20 protein-coding genes are annotated in these 19,658 nt (G+C 72.5%); 10 read left to right on the plus strand and 10 right to left on the minus strand.

All coding sequences use genetic code 11. The features are described from left to right. Positions 1–34 precede the first annotated feature (34 nt). From JGR68_RS13880 to JGR68_RS13890, 3 genes are all read left to right on the plus strand, one after another. Positions 35–934, plus strand: coding sequence for a class I SAM-dependent methyltransferase (locus JGR68_RS13880; protein ID WP_207750186.1), 900 nt, complete (start codon positions 35–37; stop codon positions 932–934). Further along, positions 935–1,492: a pseudouridine synthase gene (locus tag JGR68_RS13885; RefSeq protein ID WP_199362598.1), complete on the plus strand. Its 558-nt coding sequence runs from the start codon at positions 935–937 to the stop codon at positions 1,490–1,492. A gap of 126 nt (positions 1,493–1,618) precedes the next feature. Continuing rightward, positions 1,619–2,719 carry a hybrid sensor histidine kinase/response regulator gene (locus JGR68_RS13890; protein WP_199362599.1) on the plus strand — a complete coding sequence of 367 codons (1,101 nt, stop codon included), beginning with the start codon at positions 1,619–1,621 and terminating at the stop codon, positions 2,717–2,719. 48 nt (positions 2,720–2,767) lie between these two features. On the opposite strand, the gene JGR68_RS13895 is transcribed toward JGR68_RS13890, so the two are convergent. Both JGR68_RS13895 and hrpB read right to left on the minus strand, forming a co-directional pair. Further along, a complete protein-coding gene (locus JGR68_RS13895) occupies positions 2,768–3,217 on the minus strand; it encodes a hypothetical protein (protein WP_199362600.1) in 450 nt (149 codons plus the stop codon). Between the two features lie 110 nt (positions 3,218–3,327). After that, positions 3,328–5,931, minus strand: a complete 2,604-nt coding sequence (gene hrpB, locus JGR68_RS13900) for an ATP-dependent helicase HrpB (RefSeq protein ID WP_343225128.1) — start codon at positions 5,929–5,931, stop codon at positions 3,328–3,330. A 72-nt stretch (positions 5,932–6,003) separates the two neighbouring features. Here hrpB and JGR68_RS13905 point away from each other — a divergent pair, with 72 nt between their 5' ends. Then, positions 6,004–6,822 carry a TatD family hydrolase gene (locus JGR68_RS13905; RefSeq protein ID WP_199362602.1) on the plus strand — a complete coding sequence of 273 codons (819 nt, stop codon included), beginning with the start codon at positions 6,004–6,006 and terminating at the stop codon, positions 6,820–6,822. Positions 6,823–6,826: 4 nt separating this feature from the next. Here the strand turns inward: JGR68_RS13905 and JGR68_RS13910 are convergent, their stop codons facing one another. The 3 genes from JGR68_RS13910 to JGR68_RS13920 form a co-directional block, all read right to left on the minus strand. After that, on the minus strand, positions 6,827–7,561 hold the full coding sequence (locus JGR68_RS13910) for a hypothetical protein (protein WP_199362603.1): 735 nt from the start codon (positions 7,559–7,561) through the stop codon (positions 6,827–6,829). Positions 7,562–7,631: 70 nt separating this feature from the next. After that, a complete protein-coding gene (locus JGR68_RS13915) occupies positions 7,632–8,447 on the minus strand; it encodes an ABC transporter permease (protein ID WP_199362604.1) in 816 nt (271 codons plus the stop codon). Next, positions 8,444–9,409, minus strand: coding sequence for an ABC transporter ATP-binding protein (locus tag JGR68_RS13920; RefSeq protein WP_234446534.1), 966 nt, complete (start codon positions 9,407–9,409; stop codon positions 8,444–8,446). Before JGR68_RS13920 ends, JGR68_RS13915 begins: the two co-directional genes overlap by 4 nt. Positions 9,410–9,478: 69 nt before the next feature. On the opposite strand from JGR68_RS13920, the gene JGR68_RS13925 reads away from it, so the two are divergent. The 6 genes from JGR68_RS13925 (at position 9,479) to JGR68_RS13950 (ending at position 14,565) form a co-directional block, all read left to right on the plus strand. Beyond that, on the plus strand, positions 9,479–10,255 hold the full coding sequence (locus JGR68_RS13925) for a ferredoxin--NADP reductase (RefSeq protein ID WP_199362605.1): 777 nt from the start codon (positions 9,479–9,481) through the stop codon (positions 10,253–10,255). Between the two features lie 82 nt (positions 10,256–10,337). Then, the gene (locus JGR68_RS13930) at positions 10,338–10,934 is read left to right on the plus strand and encodes a hypothetical protein (RefSeq protein WP_199362606.1); all 597 of its coding nucleotides are present in this window, start codon (positions 10,338–10,340) and stop codon (positions 10,932–10,934) included. Continuing rightward, positions 10,931–11,131 (plus strand): helix-turn-helix transcriptional regulator, encoded by a 201-nt coding sequence (locus JGR68_RS13935; protein WP_199362607.1) that lies wholly within the window; start codon positions 10,931–10,933, stop codon positions 11,129–11,131. The genes JGR68_RS13930 and JGR68_RS13935 overlap by 4 nt, the downstream gene beginning before the upstream one ends. Continuing rightward, the gene (locus tag JGR68_RS13940) at positions 11,128–12,639 is read left to right on the plus strand and encodes an alpha/beta fold hydrolase (RefSeq protein ID WP_199362608.1); all 1,512 of its coding nucleotides are present in this window, start codon (positions 11,128–11,130) and stop codon (positions 12,637–12,639) included. Before JGR68_RS13935 ends, JGR68_RS13940 begins: the two co-directional genes overlap by 4 nt. A gap of 1 nt (position 12,640) precedes the next feature. Further along, positions 12,641–13,387: an ATP-binding cassette domain-containing protein gene (locus JGR68_RS13945; protein ID WP_199362609.1), complete on the plus strand. Its 747-nt coding sequence runs from the start codon at positions 12,641–12,643 to the stop codon at positions 13,385–13,387. Next, positions 13,384–14,565: an ABC transporter permease gene (locus JGR68_RS13950; RefSeq protein WP_199362610.1), complete on the plus strand. Its 1,182-nt coding sequence runs from the start codon at positions 13,384–13,386 to the stop codon at positions 14,563–14,565. Before JGR68_RS13945 ends, JGR68_RS13950 begins: the two co-directional genes overlap by 4 nt. A 78-nt stretch (positions 14,566–14,643) precedes the next feature. Here the strand turns inward: JGR68_RS13950 and JGR68_RS13955 are convergent, their stop codons facing one another. The 5 genes from JGR68_RS13955 to rpmH all read right to left on the minus strand — a co-directional run bounded on the left by JGR68_RS13955 (position 14,644) and on the right by rpmH (position 19,549). After that, the gene (locus JGR68_RS13955) at positions 14,644–15,687 is read right to left on the minus strand and encodes an energy transducer TonB (protein ID WP_199362611.1); all 1,044 of its coding nucleotides are present in this window, start codon (positions 15,685–15,687) and stop codon (positions 14,644–14,646) included. Between the two features lie 94 nt (positions 15,688–15,781). Further along, a complete protein-coding gene (gene mnmE / locus JGR68_RS13960; protein WP_199362612.1) occupies positions 15,782–17,125 on the minus strand; it encodes a tRNA uridine-5-carboxymethylaminomethyl(34) synthesis GTPase MnmE in 1,344 nt (447 codons plus the stop codon). Between the two features lie 30 nt (positions 17,126–17,155). Continuing rightward, a complete protein-coding gene (gene yidC / locus JGR68_RS13965; protein ID WP_199362613.1) occupies positions 17,156–18,928 on the minus strand; it encodes a membrane protein insertase YidC in 1,773 nt (590 codons plus the stop codon). A 13-nt stretch (positions 18,929–18,941) separates the two neighbouring features. Further along, positions 18,942–19,358, minus strand: a complete 417-nt coding sequence (gene rnpA / locus JGR68_RS13970) for a ribonuclease P protein component (RefSeq protein WP_199362614.1) — start codon at positions 19,356–19,358, stop codon at positions 18,942–18,944. Between the two features lie 50 nt (positions 19,359–19,408). Further along, positions 19,409–19,549, minus strand: a complete 141-nt coding sequence (rpmH, locus tag JGR68_RS13975; protein WP_027083663.1) for a 50S ribosomal protein L34 — start codon at positions 19,547–19,549, stop codon at positions 19,409–19,411. Positions 19,550–19,658: the final 109 nt, after the last annotated feature.

Raw genomic sequence — 19,658 nt, forward strand, 5'->3', positions numbered from 1 at the left:
CTTGCGGACTCGACCGCCCGACGGAACCCAGACCATGGCCGCACGCCTTTCGCCCCTGCTGCTCCCGATCCTGCTCGCCGCCTGCACCACCAGCCCGGCTGCGGACACCCAGGATGCGCACGCCGACGCTGCACACGCCCACGCCGAGCCGGCCGCCACGCCCGCCAAGGCCGCCGGCATGTCGATGCGCGCCCCCGATCCGCTGCTCGAACAGGCCCTGGGCGGCGCCTGGCGCTCGCCCGGGAACGTCGCGCGCGACCAGTACCGCCATCCGCGCGAGACGCTGTCGTTCTTCGGCATCGAAACCGGCCAGACCGTGGTCGAAGTCACGCCCGGTGGCGGCTGGTACGCCGAGATCCTCGCACCGTGGCTGCGCACCGGCTACGTCGCCGCGGTGGTCGATCCGCAGGCGCGGCCGGAAGGACGCGCGCGCGACTACGCCACGCGTTCGAAGGATGGCCTGGAGGCGCTGTTCGCCGCGAAGCCGGCACAGTTTTCCGACGCCCGGGTGGCGCTGTACGACCCGAAGGCACCGGTGTTTGGCCCTGCCGCCTCGGCCGATGCGGTGCTGACCTTCCGCAACGTGCACAACTGGCGGTCGGACGGCATCGCCGAGGGCATGTTCAAGGGCTTCTTCGACGTGCTGAAGCCGGGCGGCGTGCTGGGCGTGGTCGAACACCGCGCCGCGGCCGACGTGCCCGCCGACGACAAGACCGGCTACGTCGGCCAGGACCAGGTGATCGCGCTGGCCACCGCCGCGGGCTTCCGCCTGGACGAGGCCAGCGAGATCAATGCCAACCCGCGCGACACCCGCAACCATCCCAATGGCGTGTGGACCCTGCCGCCGGGCAACAACCACGACGCCGAGGATCGCCAGATGTACCAGGCCATCGGCGAGAGCGACCGGATGACGCTCCGCTTCATCAAGCCCTGAGTGCTGGTCGCGTTCAACAAGCCCTACGGCGTGCTCTGCCAGTTCACCGACCGGAGCACGCCGCCGCGGCCGACCCTCGGCGGCTTCGGCCTTCCGGCCGGCGTCTACCCGGCCGGCCGACTCGACCACGACAGCGAGGGCCTGCTGCTGCTGACCGACGACGGCGCCCTGGTGCATCGCATCACCGATCCGCGCCACAAGCTGGCCAAGACCTACCTGGTCCAGGTGGAAGGCGATCCGCAGCCCGGGCAGCTGCAGCGCCTGCGTGACGGCGTGGAACTGCGCGACGGCCCGACCCGACCGGCACTCGCCCGCCTGCTTGAGCCCGCACTGCCGCTGTGGCCGCGCGATCCACCGGTCCGGGCGCGCAAGACCGTGCCCGATGCCTGGCTGGAACTGGTGATCCGCGAGGGCCGCAACCGCCAGGTCCGCAGGATGACCGCGGCCGTCGGCCTGCCGACGCTGCGCCTGGTGCGCCGCGCCATCGGCGGCGCGGCGCTCGACGACCTCGGGCCCGGGGAATGGCGCGAATTGCCCGCGGCCCGGGTCTTCAGCTGAACGGTTCAGGCCGCCTCGAGGTCCGCGACGCCACGCCCGGCCCTTGCTGTATTGGGCGCCTGCACTTTCTGCTAACGTTTTGGGTCCCCGCGTGACAGGGTGTCCCGCGGACCGCGGAATGGGGCCATGAAGGCAAACCAGAACCGGGGCCGGGTCCTCGTCGTCGACGACCAGGCCGCCAACCTGCGCGTCGTCAGTGCGCTGCTGGAACGGCAGGGCTACGAGGTCGCGGTCGCCGGCGACGGCGAGGCCGCGCTCGTGATCGCCGAAACCCAGCCGCCGGACCTGATCCTGCTCGACATGATGATGCCGGGCATGGACGGCTTCGGCGTGATGGAGGAGATCCGCCTGCGCGCCCTGCTGCCACGGGTTCCGGTGGTGTTCCTGACCGCCGCCCAGGACCGCGGGCTGCTGCTGCGCGCCTTCGAGGCAGGTGCGGTCGACTACGTGGTCAAGCCCTTCATCCCCGAGGAACTGGTGGCGCGCGTCAACGCGCACATCGGCCTCAAGCTCGCGCGCGACCGCCTGGAGCAGGTGGCGCGCGAGCGCCAGGAGCTGGTCAACCTGGTGGCGCACGACCTGAAGAACCCGCTGACCAGCGTGGTCTTCGCCAGCGACATCCTGGTGTCCGGCACGCTCAAGCCCGAGCGCGTGCCGCGCTACCTGCAGATGATCCGCGAGAGCGCCGACGAAGGCCTGGGCTACATCAGCCGCTACCTGGAAACCCAGGCCCGTGCCCGCGGCGCGCGCAGCGCCCGCGATGCGCGCGTGGCGCTGGTGACGGTGGTGGAGTGGATCGTCGGCCGCTACGGCCTGCAGTTCGAGGACAGCGGCAGCCAGCTGCACGTCGGCGAGCGCGTCGACGGCGTGGTGGCGATGGACGAACTGGTGCTGCGCCAGGTGGCCGGCAACCTGATCGGCAACGCGATGAAGTACGCGCCCGGCAGCGACGTCGAGGTCGCCTGCGCGACCGGCGCGCCGGGCTATTGGCAGCTGCGCGTCTGCGACCGGGGGCCGGGGATCCCGCGCGACCGCCAGCGCGAGCTGTTCACGCCGTTCGCGCGCCTGACCGAGGCTGATCCGGCACGCGCCGGCACCTCGAGCGGCCTGGGTCTGTCACTGGCGCGCCAGATCGTGACCGACGCCGGCGGCCAGCTCTGGTACGAGGATCGCGAGGGCGGTGGCGCCTGCTTCGTGGTCGAGCTGCCGGAAGTGCCCGCCGCCTGAGGCGACGCGGGACCCTGCGGCCCCGCGCCACTCACGCCTGCCGGAACGTCAGTCCTGCTGGCGCGATGCGGCGTGGTCGCCCACGTCGCTCGCGTGCGGATCCTGCTCGTGGCGGTCCAGCGCCTTCCGGATGCGGCTCGAGCGACCTTCGATGGCGTCGCGCTCGGCCAGCTTGCGGCGATGACGCGACACCGCATACAGCGCCGCGCCGATGCCGACCGCGGCCGCGGTCAGGGCGACCGGATGGCGGCGGGCGACGGTACCCACGGCGCGCACGCCGGTGCGGGCCGCGCCCATGGCCATGCCGGCCTGCAGCCACTTGCCGGCCCCGGCCTGTGCGCCGTGCAGCCAGTCGCCGGCCGTGCCGGGCACGTCCTGCAGCCACTTGCCGGCGCCGTCGGCGCCATGGCGGAAGCCGTCGCCAAGACGACCGGCGAGGTCCAGCGCGCGATCGGGAATGGTGTTGCGGACGTCGCGGATGAGGGTGCGCTTGCGCATGCGGAACTCCTGGAAGCGGTACGGCGGCGATGGCCGCGCGGGGGATGGTGGGACAGGGCCGCAGTGTCCGGCGCGCGCCGTGGTGCCGGCGTGATCCGGCGCGCACCCGTTCAGCCGCCGCGCGGCCGCGCCCGGTGGGTGGGAACGGCGTTCCACGGATCCTCGGGCCACGGATGCCTGGGGTAGCGGCCGTTCATTTCACGACGCACCTCCGGCCAGGTCCGGTCCCAGAAGCTGCGCAGGTCGGTGGTCACCTGCAGCGGCCGGCCCGCGGGCGAGAGCAGGTGCAGCAGCAGCGGGACCCGGCCGTCGGCGATCCGCGGCGTATCGGCCAGGCCGAAGAGCTCCTGCAGCTTCACCGCGAGCACCGGCGGACGCGGCGCGCCGTCGTCGCCGATCGCGTACTCGATCGCGCGCTCCTGCCCGGAAGGCACGCGGACGCGCAGCGGCGCGAGCGCGTCGAGCCTCTGCTGCAGCGACCAGTCCAGCCGCGCGCGCAGCGCCGCGGCCAGCTGCTCGGTGCCGAGCGCGTCCAGCCGCGACCTGCCCTCGAACGCCGGGCGCAGCCACGCGTCCAGGCCGGCCATCAGCGCGTCATCGCCGACATCGGGCAGGCCGAGCTCCGGCATCCAGGCGCGCAGGCTGGCCACGCGCGCGCGCCACTGGCGCAGGCCCTCGCTCCACGGCAGCACGTCCAGCCCAAGGTCGCGCACCGCGTCGGTCAACGCCTGCGCGGCCGCCGCCGGATCCGGGCGCCCGGCCGGACGGCTGTCGAGCACGATGCCGGCGAAGCGGCGCACGCGCTCGGCGACCAGGGCACGGCGGGCGGCGTCCCAGCGGGTCTCGTCGCGCTCGACGAAGCGATCGGCGAAGTCCCGGCGCAGCGCGGCCTCGTCCACCGGCGCGGCACGCAGCAGCAAGGCGTCGCCGCGCGCCTCGAAGCGCAGTTCGGTGGCGACCAGCCAGGGCTCGCCGAGCAGCTCGCTGTCGTCGAGGAGGCGTGCCATGCGGCCGTTGGCCAGCTGGTAGCGGCGCAGGTCGACGGGATGGCGCGCGGCGACGCGGTCGGGAAAGGCATGGGCGAGCAGGTCGCCGAGCGCATGCCCCGGCAGGTCGCCGGGCGGCGGGGCCTCCAGCCGCAGGCGGCGGCGCCACTGGCGCGCGGCGGCGTCGATCGCGGCCAGCGCCGAGCGGCTCGCCTCGGCCGGCACGCGGCGCTCGCGCCAGGCGGCCAGGGCCCGCCAGCGGGCCGCCAGCGCGTCGCTGCGCGTGCGCAGCGGATCGCGCGCCTCAAGCAGGGCGGCGAGGTCGCAGGCCAGCGCCCCGGCGACCGGACCGCGGGCGGCGACCAGCATCGCGGCCAGGCGCGGGTGCGTGCCGAGCGCCAGCATCCGCCGGCCGGCGGGGGTGATCCGGAGGGAGGTCGGGGCAGCCGGGACAGCCGGGGCAGCCGGGGCAGCCGTGCCCGCGACGTCCTGCGCGCCATCGCGGCCGCCCTGCGATACCGGCGGCGCCTCCAGCGCGCCGACCTGCTGCAGCAGGTCGCGCGCCGCGGCCATCGCCCCGCGCGGCGGCGGATCCACGAAGCGCAGCGCATCACTGCCCCAGGCCGCGAGCTCCAGCGCCAGCGACGCCAGCTCCACCTGGGCGATCTCCGGGCGCCGCTGCGGCTCCAGCCGCTGCGACTCCGGCCACAGCCGGTAGGCCCAGCCCGGGGCCACCCGCCCGGCGCGGCCGGCGCGCTGGTCGGCGGAGGCCTGGGCGATGCGCACCACGTCCAGCCGGCTGAAGCCGCTGTTGGGGTCGTGGCGTGGCTCACGCGCGAGCCCGCTGTCGATGACCACGCGCACGCCGGGCAGGGTCACGCTGGATTCGGCGACGTTGGTCGCCAGCACCACGCGCCGGCGGCCGTCGGTGGCGGGACGCAGCAGCCGGGACTGCTCCTCGACAGGCAGGTCTCCGTGCAGCTCCAGCACGTCGGCGCCGGCGTCGCGCAGCGCGTCGCTGCCCGCCAGCACCGCCGCGGCGCGCGCGATCTCGCGCCGTCCCGGCAGGAACGCCAGCACGTCGCCCGGATGCCGCAGCAGGGCCAGCTCCACCGTGCGCCGCAGCTGGTGTTCCAGCGCCTCCTCGCGCCGCGCCGGGACGTGGGCCAGCTCCACGGGAAAGCTCCGGCCCGCGCTGGACAGGCGCGGCGCATCGAGGAACCCCGCGAGCCGCTCGCCGTCGAGCGTCGCCGACATCACCACGATGCGCAGGTCCTCGCGCAGCCCCGCCTGCACGTCGAGCGCCAGCGCAAGGCCGAGGTCGGCGGCCAGGTGGCGCTCATGGAACTCGTCGAACAGCAGGGCACCCACGCCGTCGAGCGCCGGATCGTCCTGCAGCATGCGGGTGAGGATGCCTTCGGTGACCACCTCGACCCGGGTGGCCGCCGAGACCCGGCTCTCGAAGCGGATGCGATAGCCGACGGTGCGCCCGACCTCCTCGCCCAGCGACGCCGCCATGAAGCCGGCCGCGGCGCGCGCCGCGACCCTGCGCGGTTCCAGCATCACGATCCGCCGGCCGTCCAGCCACGGCGCGTCGAGCAGCGCCAGCGGCACCCGGGTGGTCTTGCCGGCGCCCGGCGGCGCCTCCAGCACCAGGCGCGGGTGCTGCTCCAGCGACGCGCGGATCGCGGGAAGAAGCTCGTCGATGGGCAAGGTCGTGTCCTGCACGCGCAAAGGATACGGACTTCCGCTGCAACGACCGCGGACGCGGGATACCGGCATGGCACCTACAATGGCCGCATGCAACTGATCGACATCGGCCTCAACCTCACCCACGACAGCTTCGACCGCGACCGCGACCAGGTCTGGCAGCGCGCCCGCGATGCCGGCGTGGTGCAGGCGGTGCTGACCGGCGCCAGCCGCGAGCATTCACCGCTGGCCCTGGAGCTGGCGCGCACGCGGCCCGGGGAATGGTTCGCCACCGCGGGCGTGCATCCGCACCACGCCGGCGAATACACCGCCGAGTGCGACGCCGAGATGCGTGCGCTGCATGCGCATCCCGAGGTGGTGGCGGTCGGCGAGACCGGCCTCGACTACTTCCGCGACTTCTCCCCGCGCCCGGCGCAGCGCAAGGCCTTCGAGCGCCAGCTGGAGATCGCCGCGGAGCTGTTTTCCCAGGGTCGCGTCAAGCCGCTGTTCCTGCACCAGCGCGATGCGCACGCGGATTTCGTCGCGATCATGAAGGGCTTCGAGGGCCGCATCGGCCCGGCGGTGGTGCACTGCTTCACCGGCAGCCGCGAGGAGCTCTTCGACTGCCTCGACCACGACTGGCACATCGGCATCACCGGCTGGCTGTGCGACGAGCGCCGCGGCCAGCACCTGCGCGACATCGTCGGCAACATCCCCGCCAACCGGCTGATGGTGGAAACCGATGCGCCCTACCTGCTGCCACGCTCGCTCAAGCCGATGCCCAAGGACCGGCGCAACGAACCGATGCACCTCGGGCACATCGTCGAGGAACTCGCGCGCGACCGCGGCGAGGACGTCGCGGTGACCGCGGCGAATGCCACGGCCACCACGCGCGCCTTCTTCGGCCTGCCGGCAGCCGCCGGCTACTAGGCCCTCACCCGGCAGGCGCCTCCGGCGCGGGGCCCTCGGCGACCAGCACGGCACCGTTGCTGTTGCGCGCTTCAAGGACGATCCACACCACGCTGTCGCCACGGCGGATCACGTAGGTCTCCATGTCCTTGTCGTACCAGTAGGCATCCTGGACGTCGCTGAACTCCTGGCGGAAGTCGTCCAGCGCCTTTTCGTTCGCCATGTAGGTGTCGCGTTCGTAGCTGCGCTCGGCCAGGCGCACGCCGCCGAGCGATTCGATCTGCTGGCGCAGGCCCTTGGCCAGCTCGAACCGCGAGAAGGTCTTGCCGTCGACGTTCTCGATGTCGTCGCTGAAGACCTTGCCTTCGACCCACAGCAGCTGGCCGCCGGTCCACACCGGGATGCGCGCCAGGTCCTTGGTGCGTTCGCCCAGGCGGTCGGCGTCGTCGAACACGTAGCCGGCCGGCAGCTGCACGTAGGGCCACTCCGGCAGCGTCGCGGTGCTGACAGGGATCGCCTCCATGTCGAACGCGGCGGCATCGGGCGCGGCCGGCGCCACCGTTTCGGCGGCCGCCGGGGCCGCGGCGTCCGCCGGGTCAACCATCGCGTCGGCCGGCGTGTCCGCCGTATCGGTGGCCGGGGCCTCGCCGGCGGCAGGCGCCGGAGCGTCGGCCACGGCGGCGGTCTCGTCCTGCTTCGCGCATCCGGCCATCAGGGCCAGGCCCACGGCCAGGGCCAACAGGGTCGTCTTCGTCTGCATCCAGCACTCTCCTCTCCCAGGGGAGATGGAGTGTAGCGAAGCCCGCGCGCGCGCCGCGACCCGCACGGCCTCAGCTGCGCAGGCCCACGCCCCGCTTGAGCAGCCACAGGCCCAGCGCGCCCAGCGCCACCACGAAGGCCAACATCAGCGCATACGCGATCCACAGCGGCACGTCGCTCTGCCCCAGCAGCCCGTAGCGGAAGGCGTTGACCATGTAGAAGATCGGGTTGGCATGCGTCGCGGCCTCGGCCCAGTCGGGAAGCAGGCGCACCGAATAGAACACGCCGCCCAGGTAGGTCAGCGGGGTGAGGATGAAGATCGGCACGATCGCCACGTCGTCGAACTTCTTCGCGAACACCGCGTTGACGAAGCCCGCCAGCGAGAAGATCGTCGCGCCCAGCAGCACCGTCGACAGCGTCACCCACGGATGCGGAATGCGCACGGTGGTGAACAGCATCGCGATGCACAGCACGATCACGCCGACCAGCAGCCCGCGCAGCACGGCGCCGGCGACGTAGCCGCCCAGGATCACCCACGGCGGCATCGGGCTGACCAGCAGTTCCTCGACGTGGCGGCCGAACTTGGCGCCGAAGAAACTCGAGGAGATGTTGCCGTAGCTGTTCTGGATCACGCTCATCATCACCAGGCCGGGGACGATGAAGTCCATGTAGCCGATGCCGTCCATGGTCCCGATGCGGCTGCCGATCAGGCCGCCGAAGATCAGGAAGTACAGGGTCATGGTGATCGCCGGCGGCACCAGCGTCTGGCTCCAGATGCGCAGGATGCGCATCACCTCGCGCCGCGCGATGGTGCCCAGCGCCACGAGGTTGGAGCGCAGCACCGGCTGCGCGCGCCCGGCGGACGACGCCGGGGACTTCGCGCTCATGCCGCGGCCTCCGTGCCGGTCGCGCCGGTGGCGCCATCTCCGGTCATGCGCACGAACAGCTCCTCCAGCCGGTTGGACTTGTTGCGCATCGAGCGCACGCGGATGCCCGCGGCATCGAGCGCGGCGAACACGCGGTTGAGGTCCATCGCGCGCGGCATGTCGACGTCGAGCGTGTGCGCATCCACCGCGCGCACCTCGGCGCCGGGAATCGCCGGCAGGGTCGCCGGCAGCGCGTCCTCGACGTCGAGCAGGAAGCCTTCGACGTCCAGCCGCGACAGCAGCGCGCGCATCGGCCCGGCTTCGACGATCCGGCCGTGGTCGATGATCGCCAGGTTGCGGCACAGGTTCTCCGCCTCCTCCAGGTAGTGCGTGGTCAGGATGATGGTGGTGCCGGCGGCGTTGATGCGGCGCAGGGTCTGCCACATGCCGCGGCGGATCTCGATGTCGACGCCGGCGGTGGGCTCGTCGAGGATCAGCAGCCTCGGCCGGGTCATCATCGCGCGCGCGATCATCAGCCGGCGCTTCATGCCGCCCGAGAGCGTGCGGCTCATCTTCTCCGCCTTGTCCCACAGCTGGGCCGAACGCAGTTCCTCCTCGGCGCGCGCGATCGCCACCGCGCGCGGGATGCCGTAGAAGCCGGCGTAGTTGACCAGGATGTCGAGCGGCTTCTCGAACATGTTGAAGTTGATTTCCTGCGGCACCAGGCCGAGCAGGCGCATCGCGCGGTCGCGCTCGGCGTGCAGGTCGACGTCGAACACGCGCACCTCGCCCGAGGTCTTGTTGACCAGCGACGAGACGATGCCGATCAGGGTCGACTTGCCGGCGCCGTTGGGGCCCAGCAGCGCGTAGAAATCGCCCGGTGCGACCTCGAGCGACACGCCCTTGAGGGCTTCGACGCCGTTGTCGTAGGTCTTGCGCAGGTCGCGCACCGACAGCGCGGCAGGCATGGCGGCTTCGCTCATCGGGACTCCTTGCCGCGGGGGTTCGCAGGGGAGCGGTAGTATAGGAGTCCCGTGGGCCCCGGCCCGGCAATGGTCCGTTCCAACGTGCCCGCACTGTTTCCGCTCAAGCTCGCCTCGCGCCGCATGCTGGCGCCCACCGTCGCCCATCTGGCCTTCACCCGCCACGACGGGCAGCCGCTGGACTACATCCCGGGGCAGTTCCTGCAGGTGCACTTCACCTATGCAGACGGCACGGCGGCCAAGCGCAGTTATTCGCTGGCGACCATCCACGACCACGCAATGGGCCCCGGCGAGCTGGTCGAGATCGCGGTGAGCTACGTCCCCGGCGGCGCGGCCACGGCCCTGTTCGAGAACCTGGACATCGGCGACACGCTGCAGGCCAGCGGCCCCTTCGGCCGCTTCTGCCTGCAGCCGCGCGACGACAACCGCCGCTACCTGCTGATCGGCACCGGCACCGGCGTCACCCCGTATCGCGCGATGCTGCCGCTGCTGGAGCAGGCCATGGCCGCGCGTGGCGCGGAGGTGGTGCTGCTGTTCGGCGCCCGCACGCCCGACGAGCTGCTCTACGGTGACGAATTCCGCGCCTTTGCCAACGCACACCCGGGCTTCCGCTTCGTGCCGTGCTTCTCGCGTGCGCTGCCCGGGCCCGGCTCCGCGCACGACCATCCCGACGTGCGCCACGGCTACGTGCAGCAGTTCCTCGCGGAGTTCGCGCCCTCGGCCGGCGGCGACATCGCGTATCTCTGCGGCAATCCGGACATGGTCGACGCCTGCTTCGAGGCGCTGAAGGAACAGGGCCTGCCGATCCCGCATATCCGGCGCGAGAAATACGTCAGCAGCAAGTAGCCCGGGAAAGGTGTCAAGGACGCTTGACACATCGACGCGGCTGCGGCAACCTCGTGTCAAGCGTCCTTGACACGAGCCTGCGATGACCCGCGATCGACCCGCCCCGAACACGCGCCTGCGCTACGGCCTGCTGGCCGCGGTGGGTGCCGTCGTCCTCCTGGTGGTGCTGCTGCCCGCATCGCGTGTCGCGGTACCCGACGCGCTCGCGCCCTGGCTCATCGCCCTCGGCAGCGCCGGGCTGAGCACCGGGCTGCTGCTGCTGTGGTCGCCCGGGCTGCTGGACACCTATCCGCGCGCCCGCGCCCTGCGCATCGCGCTGGACTTCGCGCCGCCGGTGCTGCTGTACGCGCTGGCCATCGACCGCTGGCCGGACCTGCTCGACAGCGTGCCCGCCGGTGGGCTGCGGATCGCGGCCGCCGGCCTGCCCGCGGTGCTGGTGCTGTGGGCCTGCTGGGCCTTCGCGCGCTACATGCGCCTGCTCGACGAACTCCAGCAGCGCGTGGAGCTGGTCTCGGTCGCGCTCGCCACCGCGCTGACCTGCAGCGTCGTCGCCGCCGCCGGTGGCCTGCACCTGGCCGGCGCGGTCGAGGTCACGGGCAGGACCGGCCTGTGGGTGTTTCCGCTCCTGCTGCTGGCGTACTCGTTGATACGCGCCGCGCTGACCCGGCGCTACCAGTGAGGAACCGGATGCGCGATCTGCGCGAGGAGCGCGGCTGGTCACAGGCGCAGCTGGGGGAACGTCTGAACGTGTCCAGGCAGACGGTCAACGCGATCGAAACCGGAAAGTACGACCCCAGCCTGCCGGTCGCGTTCCGCATCGCCGCGCTGTTCGGCTCCAGCATCGAATCCATTTTCCAACCCGAGGATCCCGCATGAGTACACGTGGCAACACCCTCGCCACGCTGCTGGCCGCGGCGCTCGCCGCCGGCTGCGCAGCGCCGGACAGCGGCACCGCCGGCGGCGCGACGCCCGACGGCCACCTGCGCGTGGGCGACATCGCGTTCGAACCCTGTTCGCTGAGCGCGGTCGGCGCGCGCGCGGTCGAGGCCCAGTGCGCCCACTTCGAGGTGCCCGAGGACCACGACGCACCGGACGGCCGGCGCATCGGCCTCGCGCTCGCCCTGCTGCCCTCCGAGGGGCCGGCCGAGCCGGACCCCGTGGTGATGATCGCCGGTGGGCCGGGCCAGTCGGCGCTGGAGTCCTATCCCCAGGTCGCGGCCGCGTTCAAGGACGTGCGCCGCAACCGCCACGTGCTGCTGGTCGATGCCCGCGGCACCGGCCAGTCGCATCCGCTGCGCTGCGAGGACGAGCAGGGCGACAACGCCTTCGGCGCGGAGGACCTGGATCCCGCGGCCATGCGCGCCTTCACCGAGCGCTGCCGTGACGCACTGGCGGTGGACACCGACCTGCGCCGCTACGCGACGATGGACCACGTGCGCGACCTCGAGCGGGTGCGCGAGGCGCTTGGCGCGCCGCAGTTCAACCTCGCCGGCGTGTCCTACGGCACGCGCGTCGCCCAGCAGTACGCCAAGGCCTTTCCCGCCTCCACCCGCACCGTGGTGCTGGACGGCGTGGCGCCCAACGCGATGGTGCTGGGCCAGGAACACGCCCGGAACCTGGAGCAGGCGCTGGACGCGCAGTTCGCGCGCTGCCGCGACGAACCCGCCTGCGCGCGCAACCTGGGTGACCCGGCGGCGCAGCTGCGCGCGGTGCGCGCGACGCTCGAGGCCGGTGGCCTGCCGCCGGTGCAGTACCGCCACCCGGTCAGCGGCGAATGGCTGGAGGAGCAGCCGGCGTTCGCGCACCTGGCGGTCCTGCTGCGCATGTTCTCCTATCAGCCCGCGGCCGCCGCCACCCTGCCCCTGCTGCTGCACGAGGCCTCGGCCGGACGCTACGCACCGATGCTGGCGCAGTCGCGGATGCTGATGGACTCGGTCGGCGGCCAGATGGCGCACGGCATGCAGCTGTCGGTGATCTGCACCGAGGACGCGATGGACATGGCGCCCGATCCCGGCGACGCCGGCAGCCTGCTCGGCAACAGCATGGTCGAGCTGTTCCAGGCGCAGTGCCCGGCGTGGCCGACGGCACCGCGCGCCGAGGGCTTCCGTGATCCGCTCACCGGCGACGTGCCGGTGCTGGCGATCAGCGGCGAGTTCGATCCGGTGACCCCCCCGCGCTATGGCGAGGAGGTGATCGGGCACCTGCCCAAGGGACGCCACCTGGTCGCGCCCGGCCAGGGCCACAACGTGATCGGCGTCGGCTGCATGCCGAAGCTGTTCGCGCAGTTCATCGAGCGCGCCGATGCCGCCGGCATCGACGCCAGCTGCCTCGACCGCCTCGCCGCGGCGCCGCCCTTCGCGGGCAATTACGGTTGGGAGCCCTGAGATGATCGAAGTCCATGATCTGCACAAGACCTTCAAGGCCAAGTCGGGCCCGGTGCACGCCGTGCGCGGCGTCGGCTTCGCCGCCCGCGACGGCGAGATCACCGGCCTGCTCGGCCCCAACGGCGCCGGCAAGACCACCACCCTGCGGATGCTGTACACGCTGATGGCGCCCGACCGCGGCTCGGTGCGCGTCGACGGCCTGGACGTGGCCACAGACGCCACCGCGGTGCGCCGCAACCTGGGCGTGCTGCCCGACGCGCGTGGCGTCTACAAGCGCCTGACCGCGCGCGAGAACATCGCCTACTTCGGCCGCCTGCACGGGCTCGACGAGGCCACGATCGCGGCGCGCATCGACTCGATGTCGCGCACGCTGGGCATGGAGGACTTCCTCGACCGCCGCACCGAGGGCTTCTCGCAGGGCCAGCGCACCAAGACCGCGATCGCGCGCGCGCTGGTGCATGCGCCGCGCAACGTGATCCTCGACGAGCCGACCAACGGCCTGGACGTGATGACCACGCGCGGCCTGCGCAGCTTCCTGCAGGAGCTGCGCGCGCAGGGCCACTGCGTGATCTTCAGCAGCCACATCATGCAGGAGGTCGCCGCGCTCTGTGACCGCATCGTGATCATCGCCCAGGGCGAGGTCCGCGCCAGCGGCACGCCCGACGAGCTGCGCGCGCGGTCGGGCGAGGACAACCTCGAGGACGCCTTCGTCAACCTGATCGGCACCGAGGAGGGCCTGTCCGCATGAGACTGTCGAACAACACGCTGTGGACCGTGGCCCGCAAGGAACTGGTCGACCTGTTCCGCGACCGCCGCACGGTGATGCTGGGCCTGCTGATGGGCCCCCTCCTGTTCCCGCTGCTGGTCATCGGCATGAGCACGATGATCGAGAAGCGCGCGCGGACCCAGCTGGAGTCGGTGCTGGAATTGCCGGTGATCGGTGCCGCGCACGCGCCCAGCCTGGTGGCCTTCCTCGGCACCCGCGACATCGAGGCGGTCGATCCGCCCGCGGAGCCCGAACGCGCCCTGCGCGAGCAGGACCACGACGTGGTGCTGCGGATCCCGGAGGCGTTTCCGGAGCAGTGGCGCGGCAGCCGCATGGCGACGGTCGAGATCCTGTACGACTCGTCGCGCCAGGATTCCCGCATCCCGGTCGACCGGGTGCGCGCCGCGGTCGGCGAGTACAGCCAGCAGGTCGGCGCGCTGCGCATGATCAGCCGCGGAATCAGCCCGGAAGCCACGATGGCCGTGCTGCCCGCGCAGCGTGACGTCGCGACGCCCGAGGCAAAGCGCGGGATGTTGCTGGCGATCCTGCCCTACTTCCTGATCCTGAGCGCCTTCCTGGGCGGCGCCTACCTGGTGATCGACGTCACCGCCGGCGAGCGCGAGCGGCAATCGCTCGAACCGCTGCTGGCCACGCCCTCGTCGCGCGCGGCGATCATGAGCGGCAAGATCCTCGCCGCCTGCCTGTTCGGCATGCTCAGCCTGGCGCTGATCCTGGTCGCCTTCCGGCTGAGCTTCGCGCTGGCGCCGGCGTCGATCCAGCTGGTGACCGTCTCCGCGTCGATGATGCTGCAGGTGCTTGCGGTGCTGCTGCCGATGGTGCTGATCGGAACGACCCTGCTGACCCTGATCGCCGCCAGCGTGAAGTCGGTGAAGGAAGCCCAGAGCTACATGAGCATCCTGATGCTGCTGCCGATCCTGCCGACGATCGTGCTGCTGGTGAACCCGATCAAGAACGAGCTGTGGCAGTTCGCGGTGCCGTTCCTGGGCCAGAACCAGATGCTGCTGAAGATCGTGCGCAGCGAGTGGATCTCGCCGCTCGAGTGGGCGACCTACCTGGGTGCCGGCTTCGGCCTCGGCATGCTGCTGTGGCTGATGGCGGCGCGGCTGTACCACCGCGAGAAGCTGGCGATCTCGGCCTGAGCCAGGATCGCGGGACATGAAAAAGCCCGGCCAGTGGCCGGGCTTTTTCGTTGGCGGCAGAAGCGCCGCCGCGCGCCGTCAGCCGCCGGGGTTGAAGGCGATGGTGCGGCGCGTGGTGACCGCCTGCGCGACCGGCTCGAAGCGCCAGCGGCGGACCGCGGCGACGGCCTCGCGGTCGAACACCCGCGGCGGGTCGGCGCGCACCACGCGCGCGTCGCTGACGCTGCCGTCGGGCGCCACGGTGAACTCCACCTGCACCTCGCCCGACTGCGCGGCGCGCAGGGCATCGGCGGGATAGCGCGGTGCCGGCGTGCTGAGCGGACGCAGGGTGGGCGCGGCGGCCGCGGCCGGGGCGGGCGGCGGCGTGGCCGGCTGCTGGGCCTGGCGCTGCTCGGCGGCACGCTGTTCGGCCGCGCGCTGCTCCGCGGCGACGCGCTCGGCTTCGACGCGCGCCGCGGCGTCACGCTCGGCGGTGCGCTGCTGTTCGGCCAGCTGCTCGGCGGCGACGCGCTGCTGGTCGGCCTGGGCCTTTTCGCGTTCGGTTGCGAGCTGGCGCTGGCGTTCGGCTTCCTGTTCGGTGCTGAGCGCCTGCTGCTCGATGCGCTGCTTGACCGCTGCGTCGGCCGTGTCGATCGACGCCTGCAGGCGTTGCAGCGCGGGATGGGTGGCGTCGGCGCGCGCGACCAGCGCCGCCAGGCGGCGCGACTCCTCGAAGTCCTCGCGGTCGCGCGCCTGCTCGGTCGCGATCACCAGCATCGGCATCAGGTCGGTGAGCGCGCTGGCCACGGCCGCATCGCCCGGCGACTTCTCGCGCAGGGCGAGGTAGTACTCCAGCGCGTTGTCCCCGGCCGGGGCGTAGAGCCGGCTTTCGGCATAGGCCGTGCGGCCGCGCTCGCGGAGTTCGTCAGGGCCCAGCGCGGCCAGCGCGTCGGCCTGCGCCGCGGCCTGTTCGGCGGCGGCCTCGGTCGCGTTGGCGCCGGCCGCCGCGGTGCCGGTGGCGGCGGCGTCCGGCTGTGCCGGCGCGTCGTCCTTGCCGCAGGCCGCGATCGCGATGACCAGCGCCGCGGCGAGCGCAACGCGCGGCAGTCCCCGCCACGCGGAAGCTTGGTTGTTCAGCAACATCGATGTGTACTCCCCCTGGAGTGCGGAACCGCACGTGTGCCTAGGACGCGATACGCGGCGCTGTTTGTCAACACCCGTCACGTTGTCCAGGCGCTTATTTTCCGATGCAGAAGCTGGAAAAGATGTGGCCGAGCAGCGCATCGGCATCGACCCGGCCGGTGATATCGCCCAAAGCGTGATGCGCGTCACGGAGCGACTCGGCCGCCAGATCCAGCGCCTCGACCTCCAGCGCGTGCGCCGCGTCGTCCAGGGCAAGGGCGGCGCGCCGCAGCGCGTCCACGTGGCGCGCGCGCGCGGTGAACTCGCCGTCGCCCGCGGCGTCGCCCATGACCAGCGTGCGCAGGCGCGCGTGCAGCGCATCCATGCCCTGCCCGGTCGTCGCGGAGACGCGCAGCTCGCCTGGCGGCGGCGCCGGCGCGTGCGCGGCCAGCAGGTCGGCCTTGTTGTGCAGCCACAGCACCTGCGGGACGCCATCCACGTCGGCGGCCACGGCGGCGCGACCGGCGTCGGGATCACGCGCGTCGACCACGGCGATGGCGAGTCCGGCCTTCCCGAGCTCCTGGCGCGCGCGACGCATGCCTTCGCGCTCGATGGCGTCGCCTTCCTCGCGCAGTCCGGCGGTGTCCACCAGCACCAGTTCCGCACCGTCGACGTGCACGGTCTCGCGCAGCAGGTCGCGCGTGGTGCCGGCGACGTCGGTGACGATGGCGCGCTCGCTGCCGGCCAGCGCGTTGAGCAGCGAACTCTTGCCCGCGTTGGGCGGACCGACGATCACGGCGTGCAGGCCGTCGCGCAGCCGGCGGCCGCGTTTGGCGTCACCGAGCAGCGCCTCGAGGGCGGCGCGCGCGCGCTGCAGCCGTGCCGCGAGCTGCGCGCCGCCGAGGGTCTCGAGCGGCTCGTCGGCGAAATCGATGGCGGCCTCGGCGTGCACGCGGATCGCCAGCAGCTCGGCGGCGATGGCCTCGACGCGACGCGAGAAGCGGCCATCGAGCGAACGCCGGGCCGCCCGCGCGGCGGTCAGGTCGCCCGCGGCGATGAGGTCGGCCACGGCCTCGGCCTGGGCCAGGTCCAGGCGACCATTGAGGAAGGCGCGCTCGGTGAATTCACCCGGCCTCGCCAGGCGCGCGCCCAGCGCGCAGCAGCGCGCGACGATCGCCTGCAGCAGCACCGGGTTGCCGTGTGCCTGCAGCTCCACGACGTCTTCGCCGGTGTAGCTGGCCGGCGCCTGGAACAACAGGGCGATGCCGTCGTCGAGGGCGTCGCCCGCAGCGTCGAGGAATCGCACATGGTGCGCATGCCGCGGCGTGAGGGCATCACGCGCGCAGAGCACGCGCGCGATCGCAAGCGCGTCGGGACCCGACAGCCGGACGATGCCGACGCCACCGCTGCCGGGCGCGGTGGCCACGGCGGCGATGGTCTCGGTGGCGGCGCGGGTCATCGCGGCAGCCGGCGAGCGGGCCGCCCGGCTTCAGTCCCTGGCAATGGCCTTCGCAGGCTTGCCGCCGGCGTCCGGCTTGTCGCTGCTGCCGGTCGTGTCGGCGTACTTGCGGATCAGCCACCACTGCTGCAGCAGGCCCAGCGCGCCGTTGGTGACCCAGTACAGCACCAGGCCCGACGGGAAGAAGATCATGAAGACGCCGAAGATGAGCGGCATCAGCTGCATCATCTTCTGCTGCATCGGATCCATGCCGACCATCGGCGACAGCTTCTGGGTCGCCCACATCACGGCGATGTTGAGCACCGGCAGGATGAACCACGGATCGCGCGCGGTCAGGTCCTGGATCCAGCCGATCCAGGGCGCGTGGCGCAGCTCCACCGACTCCAGCAGCACCCAGTACAGCGCCAGCCAGATCGGCATCTGCAGCAGCACCGGCAGGCAGCCGCCGACGGGATTGATCTTCTCCTTCTTGTACAGCTCCATCATGGCGACCTGGAACTTCTGCTTGTCGTCGCCGTAACGCTCCTTGAGCTGCTGGATGCGCGGCTGGAACTTGCGCATCTTCGCCATCGACTGGTACTGCGCCTTGGACAGCGGGTACAGGATGGCCTTGACCACCAGCACCAGGCCGATGATCGACCAGCCCCAGTTCTGGAACAGGCCGTGGAGCTTGTCGAGGATCCAGAACAGGCCTTCGCCGAGGACCGCGAACACCGAAAAGCGGCTGTAGTCGACCGCGCGGTCGAGGCCCGGGACCTGCTGGGCCTTGATCTGGCCGACCAGCTTCGGGCCCACCCACAGGCGCGCGCTGCTGGTGGCCTGCTCGCCGGGGGCGACGGCCAGGCCGGGTCCCACTTCGCGGATCAGGTGGTGCATGCCGCCGGAGGGGCCGGGCACGGTGTGCAGCGAGATCGTGACCTCGTCGCTCGCGCCGGGGATCCAGGCGCTGAAGAAGTGGTGCTGGAGCATGGCCAGCCAGCCGCCGGACTGGCGGGCGTTGACCGCGCCCTCGTCGGCGAAGTCGGCGTAGCGCACGCGCTCGTATCCCTGGCCGGGGCTGAACCAGGTCGCGCCGTACAGGCTGAAGGACTCGGGGTTGGTCCAGCCGGTCTTCAGCACCTGCGGCAGGCGCACCAGCTGGCGATAGACGTGGCCCTGCCAGACGCTGTCGCTCTTGTTGTAGATGGTGTCGCGCACCTCGACGGCGTAGCTGCCGCGGGTGAAGACGTAGCTGCGGCGGATGCTGACGCCATCCGGGCCGTGCCAGACGAAGGGCACCTCGAGGGTGTCCGCATCGGCGGCCAGGGCGTACGTCGTCGCCGGCGACTCCGGCACGAAGCCGGCCTCGTGGCTCGGCGCGGCGCTGGCCGAGCTTACCCAGCCGCTCTGCGCGGCATAGAAGCGCGCGGGGGCGTCGTCGAACATGCGCACCGGCGCGCTGCCCTCGTCGCGCGTCTCCGGGAAGCCGAGCAGGTCGGCGCGGGCGACGGCGCCGCCACGCAGGGCCAGGTCGAGGACATCGGTGCGCACCTCGACCAGGCCGGGCGCGTCCGGCGTGGCGGTCGCCTGCGCGTTGACGCCGGGCAGCGCCGCGGCGGGCGGTGCGTCGGGCACCGCGCCGGGCACGGCCGGTGTTCCGGGGACGGCCGCGGGCGCGCCGGGGATCGTCGCTCCGGGCGCCACGGTCGCGCTCGTGGCCTCCGCGGCCGGCAACGGTTCGCGCTGCTCCTTGCCCCATTCCATCCACAGCAGGGTCGCCACCATCAGCCAGGCGAAGATCAGGAAGGTGCGGGTCTGGTTCATCGGGCAGGCAGGCTCATTCGCCGCTGGAGCGCGGCGCAGGGACGTGGACGGGGGAAGCGGCGGGCATTGTGACGCCCGGGTCGGGCGCGGGCAACGCGCCGGCACGGCGCAGGGCGTCGTGGAAGGCCATGCGCAGCGCGACGCGGGTGGCGCTCGCCGCGGCATGGCGCGCGACCACGACATAGGCCGCCGGCGGCAGCACGTCGCGCAGCGCGCGGAACTCCTCGCGCAGGGCGCGCTTGATGCGGTTGCGGCCGACCGCGCGGCGATCGACCTTGCGCGACACGGCAAGGCCCAGCCGCGCCGGCTGGCCGTCGCGGAGCAGGTGCAGGGCGAGCAGGGGCGTGCCGGTGCGGCGGCCCTCGCCGAAGATGCGGTCGAAATCCGCGCGCACGCGTACGCGCGCCTGGCGCGGCAAGCGGCGGTCCATCGGAACGTGGGACGCGGCGGGGCGGCCGGAGTGCAGGCCGCCCGCGGTCATCAGGCGGTGAGGCGCTTGCGACCCTTGGCGCGGCGGCGGGCCAGGATCTTGCGGCCGTCGGCGGTCGCCATGCGGGCACGGAAGCCGTGGTCGCGCTTGCGCTTGAGGTTGCTGGGCTGGTAGGTGCGCTTGGTGGCCATGGCGGTTGCTCTGAGCGTGACGCGGAGGAAAGAACCGGAGATTCTAGTGCGCGACGGCGGCCCGGGTCAAACCCGGGCTCCGCGCCCTGCCCGCCCGGGCGCGTTCGCG

The organism is Luteimonas sp. MC1750 (assembly GCF_016615955.1).
In the GTDB taxonomy this organism is placed as follows: domain Bacteria; phylum Pseudomonadota; class Gammaproteobacteria; order Xanthomonadales; family Xanthomonadaceae; genus Luteimonas.

Bases quoted from the DNA above. Each gene is read 5' to 3' on its own strand.
- JGR68_RS13880 (WP_207750186.1), top strand. From the start codon at position 35: ATGGCCGCACGCCTTTCGCCCCTGCTGCTCCCGATCCTGCTCGCCGCC.
- JGR68_RS13890 (WP_199362599.1), top strand. From the start codon at position 1,619: ATGAAGGCAAACCAGAACCGGGGCCGGGTCCTCGTCGTCGACGACCAG.
- JGR68_RS13895 (WP_199362600.1), bottom strand. From the start codon at position 3,217: ATGCGCAAGCGCACCCTCATCCGCGACGTCCGCAACACCATTCCCGAT.
- JGR68_RS13905 (WP_199362602.1), top strand. From the start codon at position 6,004: ATGCAACTGATCGACATCGGCCTCAACCTCACCCACGACAGCTTCGAC.
- JGR68_RS13910 (WP_199362603.1), bottom strand. From the start codon at position 7,561: ATGCAGACGAAGACGACCCTGTTGGCCCTGGCCGTGGGCCTGGCCCTG.
- JGR68_RS13915 (WP_199362604.1), bottom strand. From the start codon at position 8,447: ATGAGCGCGAAGTCCCCGGCGTCGTCCGCCGGGCGCGCGCAGCCGGTG.
- JGR68_RS13920 (WP_234446534.1), bottom strand. From the start codon at position 9,409: ATGAGCGAAGCCGCCATGCCTGCCGCGCTGTCGGTGCGCGACCTGCGC.
- JGR68_RS13925 (WP_199362605.1), top strand. From the start codon at position 9,479: ATGGTCCGTTCCAACGTGCCCGCACTGTTTCCGCTCAAGCTCGCCTCG.
- JGR68_RS13930 (WP_199362606.1), top strand. From the start codon at position 10,338: ATGACCCGCGATCGACCCGCCCCGAACACGCGCCTGCGCTACGGCCTG.
- JGR68_RS13940 (WP_199362608.1), top strand. From the start codon at position 11,128: ATGAGTACACGTGGCAACACCCTCGCCACGCTGCTGGCCGCGGCGCTC.
- JGR68_RS13945 (WP_199362609.1), top strand. From the start codon at position 12,641: ATGATCGAAGTCCATGATCTGCACAAGACCTTCAAGGCCAAGTCGGGC.
- JGR68_RS13950 (WP_199362610.1), top strand. From the start codon at position 13,384: ATGAGACTGTCGAACAACACGCTGTGGACCGTGGCCCGCAAGGAACTG.
- JGR68_RS13955 (WP_199362611.1), bottom strand. From the start codon at position 15,687: ATGTTGCTGAACAACCAAGCTTCCGCGTGGCGGGGACTGCCGCGCGTT.
- mnmE (WP_199362612.1), bottom strand. From the start codon at position 17,125: ATGACCCGCGCCGCCACCGAGACCATCGCCGCCGTGGCCACCGCGCCC.
- yidC (WP_199362613.1), bottom strand. From the start codon at position 18,928: ATGAACCAGACCCGCACCTTCCTGATCTTCGCCTGGCTGATGGTGGCG.
- rnpA (WP_199362614.1), bottom strand. From the start codon at position 19,358: ATGGACCGCCGCTTGCCGCGCCAGGCGCGCGTACGCGTGCGCGCGGAT.
- rpmH (WP_027083663.1), bottom strand. From the start codon at position 19,549: ATGGCCACCAAGCGCACCTACCAGCCCAGCAACCTCAAGCGCAAGCGC.